Annotated in this window: 9 protein-coding genes; all 9 read left to right on the top strand. The window is 42.4% G+C overall.

Annotated features, from left to right (window positions below; genetic code table 11):
- Nucleotides 1–5 precede the first annotated feature (5 nt).
- The 9 genes from ACH3Z1_RS13455 (at nt 6) to ACH3Z1_RS13415 (ending at nt 13,807) form a co-directional block, all read left to right on the top strand.
- A complete protein-coding gene (locus ACH3Z1_RS13455; protein ID WP_490822514.1) occupies nt 6–362 on the top strand; it encodes a bleomycin resistance protein in 357 nt (118 codons plus the stop codon).
- Between the two features lie 46 nt (nt 363–408).
- Nucleotides 409–798, top strand: coding sequence for a hypothetical protein (locus ACH3Z1_RS13450; RefSeq protein WP_490822513.1), 390 nt, complete (start codon nt 409–411; stop codon nt 796–798).
- An 88-nt stretch (nt 799–886) separates the two neighbouring features.
- Nucleotides 887–2,188, top strand: a complete 1,302-nt coding sequence (locus tag ACH3Z1_RS13445) for a DUF3108 domain-containing protein (protein ID WP_490822512.1) — start codon at nt 887–889, stop codon at nt 2,186–2,188.
- A gap of 242 nt (nt 2,189–2,430) precedes the next feature.
- Nucleotides 2,431–5,478 carry a beta-L-arabinofuranosidase domain-containing protein gene (locus ACH3Z1_RS13440; protein ID WP_490822511.1) on the top strand — a complete coding sequence of 1,016 codons (3,048 nt, stop codon included), beginning with the start codon at nt 2,431–2,433 and terminating at the stop codon, nt 5,476–5,478.
- A 379-nt stretch (nt 5,479–5,857) separates the two neighbouring features.
- Complete coding sequence (locus ACH3Z1_RS13435; RefSeq protein ID WP_490822510.1) at nt 5,858–6,436, top strand: RNA polymerase sigma-70 factor; 579 nt, start codon at nt 5,858–5,860, stop codon at nt 6,434–6,436.
- Between the two features lie 159 nt (nt 6,437–6,595).
- On the top strand, nt 6,596–7,789 hold the full coding sequence (locus ACH3Z1_RS13430; RefSeq protein WP_490822509.1) for a FecR family protein: 1,194 nt from the start codon (nt 6,596–6,598) through the stop codon (nt 7,787–7,789).
- Between the two features lie 248 nt (nt 7,790–8,037).
- Nucleotides 8,038–11,319 (top strand): TonB-dependent receptor, encoded by a 3,282-nt coding sequence (locus ACH3Z1_RS13425; RefSeq protein WP_490822508.1) that lies wholly within the window; start codon nt 8,038–8,040, stop codon nt 11,317–11,319.
- 22 nt (nt 11,320–11,341) lie between these two features.
- Complete coding sequence (locus ACH3Z1_RS13420; protein WP_490822507.1) at nt 11,342–12,889, top strand: RagB/SusD family nutrient uptake outer membrane protein; 1,548 nt, start codon at nt 11,342–11,344, stop codon at nt 12,887–12,889.
- A gap of 27 nt (nt 12,890–12,916) precedes the next feature.
- The gene (locus ACH3Z1_RS13415) at nt 12,917–13,807 is read left to right on the top strand and encodes a LamG domain-containing protein (RefSeq protein WP_490822506.1); all 891 of its coding nucleotides are present in this window, start codon (nt 12,917–12,919) and stop codon (nt 13,805–13,807) included.
- Nucleotides 13,808–13,879 lie beyond the last annotated feature (72 nt).

The raw sequence follows: 13,879 nt of genomic DNA, 5'->3' as shown, positions 1-13,879 counted from the left end.
AAACTATGCTCACAGGTATTTGCCCAAGGCTACCCATGCGTAACAAAGCCATCACAAGAGATTATTATGTGAATCAATTAGGCTTTGAATATGTTGGGAGCGATGAATATGAATATTATTTAGTTGTTCAAAAAGACAATTTAAAAATTCACTTTTTTGAACATTCCACACTGCGTCCTTTGGAAAATTACGGACAGGTATACATACGAACCAATAATATCGACGAACTGTATCAGTCATTACTTCGCAGTAAACTGTCGATACATCTAAACAGTCCTTTGCAATCTAAGCCATGGGGACAGCGTGAGTTCTCTTTACTTGATCCGGATAATAACCTGATCATTTTTGGACTGAGTATCTAAAATACAACTGCCGGAAACATATTGAACATCTAAAATCACATATCAAATGAAAACACTCAATCGATTTAAAATTGTATGGCTGCTTCTTTCTGTTGTGTTCTTCTCCTGTAGCAAGTCAGATACACCTTCAGGTAGCAGTGAAAGAAAAATTACTTATACCATAACAGGTAATTATTCAGGCACCTTATTTGCCTCCTATACTACCAGTAACGGAGGCACGCAAAATGAACAGTTACTGAGTGTTCCCTGGCAGAAAGAAATAGTTTATGCCGCAAACGTAACTGCAGCCATAATCGCCATAACCGGTAATGGGGGAGTTGCGGGTCAGCAGGTAACAGTCGTGGTGAAAAAAGGGAATACCCAGCTTTCTACTACTTCTGCCACCGCAGATGGATCAGGTAGTTTCTCAAAAGCTGCTCCGGTAATTACTTTTTAATTTCAATAGAAAGAAAGCGTGCATAAAATACTTGCTGTTTCATGTATTGCTTACATGAGGCAGCAAGTGTGCATCATCCTTACCATTTATGAACAAATATATTTTATTGCTCAGTGTTGTTTTATTTTCCTCAGGCAAGTGCTTTTCACAGGAAATGCTTGCACCGGGGGTAAATGCATTTAATAAGCGATGGATCAAAAATGCTAAATATGAAATGGCCTGTTTTGCTGTTAACGGAAAGCAATTGGTACAGGTGAGTTCTTTTGCTGTTCAGGTAAATGTGAACGCCAAAATAGTGGGTGTTTATACCAATTTAACAATGCTGAGTACAAATGAACAGTGGATTGATTCAAGCATAGCCGATGCAAATGATTTCAAACCACTGTATCGTTCATCTGTAAATCCTAACAGGGTACTCGAATTAAAGTTTGATAAAATAGTAAAGGGTTATTACCTGGATAAACAAACCCAAAAGAAACAATCTGTTAACGAACCCGTCAAAGATCTTTTTTTTGATGGTTATATCTATCCTTATCTGCTGGGAGCACTTCCACTACAGTCAGGTTACAGGGGCAGCATGAAAGTGTACGATTACAAACCAGCCAGCAACAGCCATATAAAAACAACAAGGATAGAGGAAGTCAAAACAAATATGTATAAAAGTGAAATGACCGGTGAGCATGCGGTTTGGCAGGTCAGTGTATGGGAAGAGGCAACAGGAGAAAAATATGAATACTATATTGACAAAGACAGCAGGCGATTATGGAAGATTGAAATTCTCTCAGCCAACGGACAACGATTTTTAATGCTGGATAAGGAACTCGACTACAATCCTTTCACTACCACTTTTAACAAAGCAGAAACTTTAAGTCTTATACAGGAGGGGGCGGCTACCATTGAAGGGCAGGCATTTGCAAGAGACAATGAAAATGAAGGCATACTGAAGGGCATGGCCATACTGAACATCAATAAAAAGCAATTTGCTAAAATGGGTACAACGGTAATACTTATACCCTATACTGCTTATTTCAAGGAATGGGTATCACTCAATGAAAAATTCAGAAAACAGGGTCGGGCATTACCATTATCAAAAGAAGCAGCCGCTTGTATTAAAACGACAACCGTATATGACAATGACGGGCATTTTGAATTCACCAATCTCAAACCCGGCGAATATTTACTCTATACTGAGTTTGGATATGTGCATACTACCACGAGGACAGAAGTAGTGGGTTATACCGACACGTATATCAACGGAATGTTCCAGGGATCGTCTGCCAATACGGAAACCTATAAATATGGCACTAATGCCGTAGCGGGTATCAAAAAAATTGTCAGTATCAAAAAAACGGATGAAAAAATGTCGGTAAAGTTGAAAAAGACACTGTAGACAAAGCTGTTGTAATTACAGATGGTATATTTTACTAAGATAAGACCATCATAGGTTTAAAATGATCATTCGAAACTTCATTTCTATTCCTGCCTGTTAATATCATGTAAGTATTAGTTAAAATAGACTTACTGTCAACTCCGCGAATCTTTATAGTTTTATGGTTAATTGTCAAACAAACAATTATCCGTCAGGATAGCTTGTTTGATCAGTGTTTTGATGAAAACGATTTAACTATGAAAATGTACAAAGTTTGCTTGCGTATTGTACTGTTTGTTGCAGTATTGGTTCATGGAATGTCTACTGTTTCTGCACAAAATGGTGACCAGATACTGGATGGTATTGGCGAAACCGGATTGATGGCACGGTATCTTTTTAATGGAGATACCAGAGACTGGTCGAGAAACAACCTGCATGGACGTCCGGGTACCCAGGTAAAGTTTGCTGATGATCCCCGTTTTGGAAAAGTATTATCATTATCCGGCGATAGTAGTTCCTATATCAGTATACCAGGTGAAGCACTCACCGATCTGGAATCGCTTAGTATTTCAGGATGGATCAACCTCAGGTCTCAAAAACCAGGTCAGCGTTTCTTCGATTTCGGACAAAATGCCACCAAACATTTTTTTGCAGCACCCGCTGGAGTGAACTCACAGCAGGGATTGGTTACAGCCCTGACAACAGGAGACCAAAAAGGTATTTCAGCGCCAGTCATAGAACTGAACAGATGGGTACATCTTACCATCGTTATCGATATTCCTTCAAAATCTTTGGTTACTTATGTGGATGGAAAAGTGGTAGGTGAATCAAAAGAAATTCCCAAAGAACTGACCGATGTATTTGGTCAACAGACGACCGACAAAAAACTCTATATCGGTAGATCACTCATTCCGGGAGATCCTTTTCTGGATGCCATGGTTCGCGATTTCCGTATTTATCGTGTTCCATTGAATACAACCCAGATTGGCAGTGTATTTAATAATTCACGCAGAGGGATTAACCAGGGTGGTGTAAACCAGCGCAGGGTAGAAGAAGACCTTCCCAAATTTGCAGCTACAGAACCACAATTGTACACTGCTTATTTAACAAGTGTAGCAGATGTAAAAGTAGAAACAGAAGCCGGAACATTGCCAAGATTACCGAGTTATACAACCGGTACGTATAAAGATGGATTCAAAGGCCCTAAAGTACGGGTGGTATGGCCTGCCGATGCAGATAATAATGCTGTTTTAAAAACCGGTACCTATACCATTACTGGTCGTGTTGCCGGAACAAATTTTCAACCCAAAGCCATTGTTACGATCAAAGCACAGGGTAAATCTGTAACACCTGTTTCAAAATTGGAGGCATTTGAGTTGAAACAGGTTTCACTTCAAAATGATCCGCATGGACATACATCTAAATTTGTAGAAAACCGCGACAAATTTGTCAATACACTGGCTAAAACAGATCCCAATTCATTCCTGTACATGTTCCGACACGCATTCGGACAGAAACAACCTGAAGGCGCAAAACCGTTGGGTGTATGGGATAGCCGAGATACCAAATTAAGAGGACATGCGACCGGTCACTACCTGACAGCTATTGCACAAGCTTATGCCGGTACGGGATATGATAAAACACTGCAGGCCAACTTTGCGCAGAAGATGGACTACATGGTGAATACATTGTATGAATTGTCTCAGTTATCAGGAAAACCAAAAACAGCCGGTGGACCCAGTGTAGCTGATCCGGCACTCGTACCTGTAGGGCCCGGTAAAAAAGACTATGATTCAGATTTGAGTGATACAGCTATTCGAAATGATTACTGGAACTGGGGTAAAGGATTCATCAGTGCTTATCCGCCTGATCAGTTTATCATGCTTGAAAGAGGTGCTAAATATGGTGGACAGAAAACCCAGATTTGGGCACCCTACTACACGTTGCACAAAATTCTGGCCGGTTTGACAGATATCTATGAAGTGAGTGGTAATAAAAAGGCATTGGAAATAGCATCGAATATGGGCGAATGGGTATATGCGCGTTTGAGTAAAGTACCAACAGATACACTGATTAAAATGTGGAACACCTATATCGCAGGAGAGTTTGGGGGCATGAATGAATCGATGGCGCGTTTGTATCGCATCACCGGTTCTCCCAATCACCTGAAGACAGCACAATTGTTTGATAATATCAGGGTGTTTTTTGGTGATACACAACATTCGCATGGACTTGCTAAAAACGTAGATCTGTTCCGTGGCTTACATGCCAACCAGCATATACCACAGGTGGTAGGAAGTGTGGAAACTTATCTTGCCACTAAAAATCCCGAGTATTACAGGATTGCAGATAATTTCTGGTATAAAATGGTGAATGATTATATGTATAGTATAGGTGGTGTTGCTGGTGCGCGTAATCCGGCTAATGCAGAATGTTTTATCGCTCAGCCTGGTACCTTGTACGAAAATGGTTTTGCTGCAGGCGGACAGAATGAAACCTGTGCTACCTACAATATGCTGAAGCTAACAGGTAATCTCTTCCTCTTCGACCAGAAAGGAGAGTATATGGATTATTATGAGCGTAGTTTATACAACCATATACTTGCATCGGTGGCAGAGAATACACCAGCCAATACATATCATGTGCCATTGAAGCCAGGTTCTATCAAACAGTTTGGCAATCCGAATATGACAGGCTTTACCTGTTGTAATGGTACAGCCATTGAGAGTAGTACCAAACTGCAAAACTCTATCTACTTTAAAAGCAAGGATGATAAAGCATTGTATGTAAATCTTTATGTACCATCCACGCTGGAATGGACAGAACGTAATGTTACGATAGAACAAACCACCAGTTTCCCGAATGAGGACCAGACAAAACTAACGGTTAAAGGAAGCGGAAAATTTGATGTGCATGTACGTGTGCCAGGATGGGCCACCGGCGGATTTATCGTAAAGATCAATGGTAAAGAACAGAAGCTGCAGGCCAATCCCGGCAGTTACCTGAAAATAAGCCGCAGCTGGAAGAATGGCGATGTGATAGAACTGAAAATGCCGTTCCAGTTTCACCTCGATCCGGTAATGGACCAGCAGAATATTGCCAGCTTGTTCTATGGCCCCATCTTACTTGCGGCACAGGAACCGGAAGCCAGAAAAGAGTGGAGAAAAATAACACTGGATGCCAATGATATCAGCAAATCCATCACCGGAGATCCGAAAACTTTACAGTTTAAGATTGATGATGTGGTATTCAAACCATTTTATGAAACCTATGGCCGACATTCAGTGTACCTGGATGTAAAGCTCAAATAACTGGGATAGGAGTGATGGAGTGAATGGGTAGGGTGATTATTAAAAAGGAGACTGAGCGATCAGTCTCCTTTTTTGTAAGTGAATGCAGATGGCACACGGATTGTCATGATTGTTATGATCTATCATGATAAATCATAACAATCATGACAATCTGTGTGCTATACTTCTACCTATGCGATTCTTCGTCGCAGATAATAATCTGCGGTTATGAATGCTTCTCTTAATGGGAGTACCGTAGACCTTCGTGTTTCAGGAGACGTTGACGAGGAAATTTTATAGTGAAGGTCCTACAGAGATGGGAAAGGAAAGTTGAAGTGAATAACATCACATTCAAATAATCAATTCTTTCCCTACTTTTATACTGTCTTCTTCTTGCTATATGGTCGATTATGCTTCATATGATAACCAGTTGTTACTCAACCTGCTTTCCGAAAGCGATGAGCAGGCTTTTATGACCATTTACCATCGTTTCTGGCAGAAGATTTTCACCATTGCCCATAACCGTTTACAGGACAGCCAGGAAGCAGAAGATATTGTGCACGATGTATTCTTTAGCCTCTGGAAAAACCGCCAGACACAACAGATAGCACAACTCGAAAACTACCTGGCCGTTGCCACCAAGTACAAAGTACTGGCCCGTATTAAAAGCAAAGTCCGCGAAAGACATTACCGCGAATCAGCCGATACCGGCATGGTGGTGGAAATGCCCATAGAAAACAGTCTCCACTACAAACGCATACTCATGCTGGTAAAAACTGAAGTAGAGAAGCTGCCCGAAAAATGCCGCATCATCTTCCAGTACAGTCGCAATGAGGGCATGTCTGTAAAACAGATTGCCAAAGTGATGCATATATCCCCCAAAACAGTGGAAAACCAGCTCAACAAAGCCTTAAAGCAGTTGCGTACAGCGGTAAGAACCTTTTTGCCGTTGCTGTTAATATTATTCCTAAGCTTTTAGAACAGAAGAACAGAGAAACAGACGAATGTTAAAAGGAAGGAGCAGCTAGACTATAGAAATTCTCCTACTTTGGACATTCGTCTGTTCGTCTGTTTCTCTGTTCTTCTGTTTTTTTCCTTCTTACATAGGTGCTACCGACCTGAACGCACACTATATTGTATGCACATACCCGATCACATACAAAATCTGATCAGTAAATACGAGCAGGGATTGCTGTCTGCGGCCGAAAAAGAGGAACTGGACACCTGGTACCATTCCTTCGACGACCAGCAAACCGTGGTTTCCGATGTTCCACAGGTTTCGGAAGAAGGCCTGGCGGAGCGTATAGCTATTCGCCTGCAGGAAAGTCTGGCAGTGGCGGAGGAACGTTCAGAACAGTCTGCCGTACCTCGTGTCCGCAAATGGCGTATGCCTGCTGTAGCATTGGTTTTCATATTATTATCAGGGGTTATTTACTATTTTATTCAGCCGGATCATACGGCAACACAACAGCCTCTGGTATTATCGGCACCGATTCCTGCTGGTGATGTGGCACCCGGTGGCAATAAAGCCATGCTTACACTGGATGATGGTTCTGTTATTATTCTCGACAGCGCCAATAATGGCCTTCTTGGTGAACAAGGTGATGTAAAAGTGAAAAAACTTGATAATGGTTTGGTTGCATATCAAACCAACCGGGGCGGTACAGTATCCGAAGAGAAAATTTTCTACAATACCATTTCTACACCACGTGGTGGTGAATACCAGATAACCTTATCGGATGGAACCAAAGTGTGGCTGAATGCGGCATCATCTATTCGTTTTCCTACAGCATTCCGGGGAGGCGACCGGCAGGTGCAGATTAAGGGGGAGGTATATTTTGAAGTGGCACATAACGATGCCCAGCCATTTAAAGTGTCGGCTGGCAGATCGGCCATTGAAGTACTCGGTACCCATTTCAATGTAAATGCGTATGATGATGAAGTACAGGTAAGAACAAGTTTACTCGAAGGATCGGTAAAAGTATTTGCAGCCGATGAAACCGATCAGCAGCAGGTGAAAATACTGAGACCCGGTCAGCAGGCACGTATGGCCAGAAGTGGACGAATCAGTGTGGTGAACAATATGGATACCGAAGAAGTGATGGCCTGGAAGAATGGGTTGTTTGTGTTTAAAAGCACCGATCTGCGCTCCATCATGCGCCAGATTGCCCGCTGGTATGATGTGGATATTGAGTACAAAGGCAATGTAGGCATGCAGTTTACCGGTCAGATCACGCGTAACAATAATGTGTCGAAAGTATTGGAAATGCTGGAGCTGACAGAGGAAGTGAAGTTTAAAGTAGAAGGAAAGAACGTCATAGTATCACGTTAAAAATAAAACGCCATATATGAAACACCTGTTAATGTTCCCGAAGGGTAGCGATGGTTGAACAGGTTGAGCGTGACTTACAAAAAACCGGACACTGTTGCAGCAGCATCCGGCGAATTTTGAGTAAAGTCATGTATCAGCTAGGTCTAACTGTTTATTAACTACTCAATACTTACAAATCTATGTATTTAACTTCTGTTTGCCAATCTCCCGGCTACTTACAACGGAGGGCAAATCAAACGCTAAAGATTATGAAACTTACTACAGTTTTTATGATCATTGCCTGTCTCCAGGTCAGTGCAGCGGGCTTTTCACAAAAAGTGACCATCAAAGGAGAGAACATTTCAATCCAGCGCATTTTTGAAGATATCCGAAAGCAAACCGGGTTTCAGTTCCTATATGCAGATGATGCATTAAGAACTGCCAAACCCGTAAGCCTTTCTGTTCGCAACGAGAAACTGGAAAATGTACTCGCCCTTTGTTTTAAAGATCAGCTTTTGTCGTACACCATCAGTGATAAAACCATTGTGGTGAAGCGCAAATATGCTGAACCAACCGTAACTGCTACTGTTCAGCCAGAACCCATTGCAGTACCCGATGTAAAGGGTAAAGTGACCGATAACAACGGAGCACCACTGGCCGATGTATCTGTTGCTGTTAAAGGCACTACCCGTGGAACCATTACAGATGCTTCAGGTAATTTTTCTATATCGGTTTCAGAAGGTGATGTACTGGTATTTTCCTATGTTGGTTTTACTACTGTTGAACAAAGAGTAGGCACCAATGTCAGTATAAGTGTTTCCTTAAAACCTGCTGAGAAAGCCATCGATGAAATTGTGGTGGTGGGTTATGGTACACAAAAGAAAAGAGACCTCACCGGTTCTGTAACATCCGTAAAGGGAGAGGAAGTGGCCAACAGACCTGCTACCAACCCTATCGCATCCTTGCAGGGTCGTGTGGCCGGTTTGACCATTGCCAACTCTGGTGTAGCAGGTGCCAGTCCGGTAGTAAGAATCAGGGGTATCAACAGTACCAATACTGCCAGTCCCGTGTATGTGGTAGATGGTATTCTGCACGATAATATCGATTTCCTGAATCCTTCCGATATTGAAACCATCGATATCCTTCGTGATCCATCTTCTATTGCCATCTATGGTTTGCGTGGCGCCAATGGTGTCATTGCCATTACATCTAAAAAAGCAGCAAGAGGACAAACACGTATAGAATTACAAAGTTCTGTTGGTGTGCAGACGGTACAGGATAAAATCAAAATCACCGATGCAGACGGTTTTAAAAAATTATACAATGCACAGCTCGCCAATTTAGGTGCTGCTCCATTTGATTACACCAACTATACTGCCAATACCAACTGGCAGAACCTGGTGTTGCGTGATGCAGTCATCAGTGCTACCAACCTGAGTATTTCTAACACAGGAGAAAAATCTACCACTTACCTGAACATTGGTTATACCGATCAGCAGGGTGTGTTGAGAGACAACCGTTTCAAACGTTACCTCGTCCGTTTGAATGAAGAATTACGTTTTAATGATAAAATTAAATTGGGTGGTGGTTTAACAGGCTATCATGCCATCAACAATCCGGCAGCAGCCTCTATTACCAATGCTTTATGGGCTGCCCCCATTGTGCCTATTCAGCAGGATGCCAATACGTATTACAGCATGCCATCATTCCAGCGTGCACAGGTGGGTAACCCCATTGCTGCTTTAAACCGCAACAATGGAAATACCATCGATAAACAATATCGCGTCATTGGCAACCTGTTTGCAGAGATTAAATTCCTTCAAAACTTTACCTGGCGCTCTACTGTGTACACTGATCTTGTTTTTGATGATACAAGAAGTTACACTTCATTGCCATACTCATTCATTAACCTCGGTGAGAATGGTGCGCCAACCACTACTACATTCGATAATGCGGCCAGAACTTCTGTAAGTCAGACCAAAAATGAAGCAAGCCGTTTCCAGCAGGATCATACACTGAGTTTCGACAAGAACCTTGGGAATGGTCATAACGTGAATGCTGTGGCTGGGTTCACAACTATCTACAATAAAAGCTCATCGGTAGGCGGTACTCGTCGAGATACACTCACGAACGTTCCGAATGATCCTGATTTCTGGTACCTCAACATCATCAACATCAATAACCCGATCTCCAATTCGGGTGGTGGTTCTGAGAATGCTATTGCGGGTGGATTTGCACGCGTGGGTTACTCCTACAAAGGCAAATACCTGTTGAATGCTACAGTGAGAAGAGATGGCAGCTCCAAATTTGCACCAGCCAACCGCTGGGGTACATTTGGTAGCGTAGGTGCAGGTTGGGTGATCAGTGATGAAGCCTTCTTCTCTAAAGTGAAAAAAATAAACTTCCTGAAACTGAGGGCTGCTTGGGGTTTAACGGGTAATGCCAATGGCTTTGCCGATAACCTGTGGAGACCTGGTGTACAGAATGCATCAACCGCCATTTTTGGAGATAATATTTACAGCTCTATACAGGCTGCCTATATTCCCGATCCAAACCTGCATTGGGAAACCGTTAAAGGTATTGATGTGGGTATTGATGTAAAAGCATTTGACAATAAATTAAGTGCAGAGATTACTTATTACAACAGAACTACAACTGATATCCTGACGGCTGTAACACTGCCGAATGAAACCAGAAGTTATTTCACCAACCTCGGTAGCATTACCAACAAGGGTATTGAAGTAAACCTGGCATGGAGTAATATCATTGGTAAGGATCTTTCGTATCGTGTAGGAGCCAATTTCAGTTATAACCATAATGTGGTGAACTCAATTGGTAACAATTTCAATTTCTCCATCATAGGTAATGGTGGTGCCAACCTTACTACGACCGGAAGATCGATCGGTTATTTTTATGGGTACAGACAAATTGGTATCTATCAGTCAACAGCCGATCTGCAAAAATCACCTGCTTTTGTAAACTCATTACCAGGCGATGTTGCTTATGCAGATATTAATGGTGATGGACAAATTACACCTGCTGACAGGGATTATATCGGAAGTCCGTTCCCTCCTTACAGTTTTGGTGGTAATATCGATATCAGTTATAAAGGATTTGATATTGAGGTGGAAGGTCAGGGTATGGCAGGTCATAAAATTTACACACAACGTCGTACTTCTACGTTTGCCGTATTGAATTATGAAACCAATCGTTTGAATGCATGGACTGCTCCCGGTACCAGCAATGTAGAACCTGTACTGGATAATACCAGAGGTAATAATTTCCTGATGAGTACTTATTTCCTGGAGCCGGGTGATTTTTTCCGTCTCAGGACTTTACAGATTGGTTATACGTTCAAAAAAACAATGTTGTCGAAAATTGGTATTCAGCGTGCAAGGATTTACCTGAACGGTCAGAATATCAAAACATGGAGCAAAGTAACCGGTTACTCACCAGAACCCTTGATCGGAAGTATTCTGGGTGGTGGAGCAGACAATGGTGCTTATCCTGTTCCGGCGATTTATTCATTGGGTATCAACCTTACTTTTTAACTGACTTTAATAACTCATTTATATGAAATCGTTTAAACAAATATTCCGGATGACTTACCTGGTTCCAGTAGCCATGGGTATGTTATTGTTATCAACCGGATGTAAAAAATTCCTTGATACGGAACGTCAGGGTGCATATGATGCAGACAACTATCCCTATCCGGGCGGATCAGGTCCATACGACCAGTTTATTTTTGGTGCGTACAATGAGCTGAGAAGTTTCAATGTACACAGCCAGGCATTTATTACTGCTTCCAGTATACGCAGTGATGATGCTGATAAGGGAAGTACTCCGGCCGATGGAGGTGCCAATGCCATTACCATGGATAATTTCCCTGTATTACCCAGCAATGGTTTCTGTAATGCACTTTGGCTGGGTTATTATACCCTTATTAACAGGTGTAACAGTACCATCAATGAAGTGAATACCAATACCACCATTACGGCAACAGATCAGATCAAACAACAGACCATTGCGGAAGCCAGGTTCCTCAGGGCGTATGCCTACTTCAATCTCGTGCGCTTTTTTGGAAGAGTACCTTTAATTGATAAGTTGTTTGATAATCCTGCACAACAAAACAATGTACCACAAAGTACCGCCGCACAGATTTATGCTTTTGTAGAAGCCGACCTGGTTTTTGCAGCCGCTAATCTGCCACTGTCATGGGATGCTAAATTCGCCGGTCGTGTAACCCGTGGTGCCGCCAATGGATTATTGGCCAAAGTGTATCTCACACAACAGAAATGGAACGAAGCCATGGCCGCAGCCAATGCAGTGATGACTTCCGGTCAGTATGATCTGTCAACATCTTACGATCGTATTTTCCGTGAAGAAGGAGAGAACAGTAAAGAATCGGTGTTTGAAGTACAGGCCACGGCATCTGCTGCTATACCGAGCAACAATGGTGTTCAGTATGCACAGATACAGGGTGTAAGAGGTGCAGGTATATGGGATCTTGGTTGGGGCTGGAATACACCAACAACTGATCTGGAAGCGGCTTACGAACCCAATGATCCGCGTAAGAACAGAACCATCATGTACACCAGTACAAACACAACCACGTACCAGACCCTGTATGGTGAAAACCTGCCAACAGGTTTACCCAATCCACGTTATAATAACAAAGTGTACACCAACCCGGCAACGCGTGCTTCAATTGGTAACCGATTTGGTTACTGGATGAACGTGCGTATACTGCGTTATGCCGATGTGGTACTCATGTATGCAGAAGCGGCCAATGAAGTAGGTGGTACTGCTAATATCACTGCTGCAAGAAATGCACTGAACTCAGTAAGGGCCAGAGCACGTGCAGGGAATAATACCATTTTACCTGATGTTACAGCAACCGATCAGGCTTTGTTGCGTGATGCAATCCGCAAAGAGCGTCGTGTGGAACTGGCCATGGAACACGATCGTTTCTTCGATCTGGTAAGATGGGGTGTAGCTCAAACCGTATTGAATGCACATGGTAAAACGGCATTCAGTAATGCAAGAGATGTGTTGTTGCCTATTCCACAACCACAGATCGATTTAAGTGCGGGTGTACTCACACAGAACCCTGGTTATTGATTACTGAATCATTAAAAAAATTACATCATGTTATTGTCAACATCATATAAAATAAGCAGGACACTGGTCATTGTTTCGATAACAATTGCAGTCATCTCCTGCAAAAAAGATGGTAACCCCAATAAGCTCCCGTCTGTAAGTACGGCAACATATGAGGGTACTGTTGATGGTTATAAAAGCTCCGATGAAGTATATCCCGATAACCTTATCGCATACTGGAGTTTTGATGACACCAAGAATGAACTGAAGAGCGGAACAGCACCAACCACCTCTGCCAATGATACCTATGTAACAGGTGGTGTTCGTGGAAAAGCATTGAACCTTACAGCAGGTTACCTGTATTTTGCTACACAGTTCCAGGCTTTTAAAACCGCAGCGTTGAAAAGTTTTACCATCAGTACCTGGGTAAAAATTCTGAACAACGGATCTAAAAGAACCATGTTGTTTCAATTGGCTCGTCCGGGTATATTCAATGGTAATATCAATTTCGCCCTGAACACCAATTCATTTCCAGCCACGACCACCAATACTTTACGTGTGCAACCTACTTTCATGACAGTGGGTGGCGGTACACAGGATAACATCAATAATAATCTATCGCCTGCCATTGGAATGGATAAGTGGACACATATCCTGTTGACTTATGAAACAACAACCGGTGTGTTCGATATCTGGATGGACGGCGTTAAAGTAGGAGGTTTCCCTAACAGGGGTGTAGGTAATAATCTTTTTAATGCTTATGAACCCAGTGAAGTAATCATTGGGTCTAACTATAACGGCATCCCCGGAAAAACGGTGAATACAGATGTTTCATTTGCACCTATGACCGGACAGGTTGATGAGATCAGAATTTATAACCGTGCATTACCCGATGCGCAGATCAAATCGCTGTTCAATTTAGGTAAGGCAAACAAGTAAGTTGATATCGACAATTGGGCAGATTGTAACACCCGTGTTACAATCTGCCCATATTTTATGGCCTCTCAAAAA

The sequence above is a fragment of the Sediminibacterium sp. FW305-C-49 genome (assembly GCF_058231085.1).
This window is presented reverse-complemented; position numbering and strand designations above follow the sequence as displayed.

Bases quoted from the DNA above. Each gene is read 5' to 3' on its own strand.
- ACH3Z1_RS13455 (WP_490822514.1), top strand. From the start codon at position 6: ATGCTCACAGGTATTTGCCCAAGGCTACCCATGCGTAACAAAGCCATC.
- ACH3Z1_RS13450 (WP_490822513.1), top strand. From the start codon at position 409: ATGAAAACACTCAATCGATTTAAAATTGTATGGCTGCTTCTTTCTGTT.
- ACH3Z1_RS13445 (WP_490822512.1), top strand. From the start codon at position 887: ATGAACAAATATATTTTATTGCTCAGTGTTGTTTTATTTTCCTCAGGC.
- ACH3Z1_RS13440 (WP_490822511.1), top strand. From the start codon at position 2,431: ATGTACAAAGTTTGCTTGCGTATTGTACTGTTTGTTGCAGTATTGGTT.
- ACH3Z1_RS13435 (WP_490822510.1), top strand. From the start codon at position 5,858: ATGGTCGATTATGCTTCATATGATAACCAGTTGTTACTCAACCTGCTT.
- ACH3Z1_RS13430 (WP_490822509.1), top strand. From the start codon at position 6,596: ATGCACATACCCGATCACATACAAAATCTGATCAGTAAATACGAGCAG.
- ACH3Z1_RS13425 (WP_490822508.1), top strand. From the start codon at position 8,038: ATGAAACTTACTACAGTTTTTATGATCATTGCCTGTCTCCAGGTCAGT.
- ACH3Z1_RS13420 (WP_490822507.1), top strand. From the start codon at position 11,342: ATGAAATCGTTTAAACAAATATTCCGGATGACTTACCTGGTTCCAGTA.
- ACH3Z1_RS13415 (WP_490822506.1), top strand. From the start codon at position 12,917: ATGTTATTGTCAACATCATATAAAATAAGCAGGACACTGGTCATTGTT.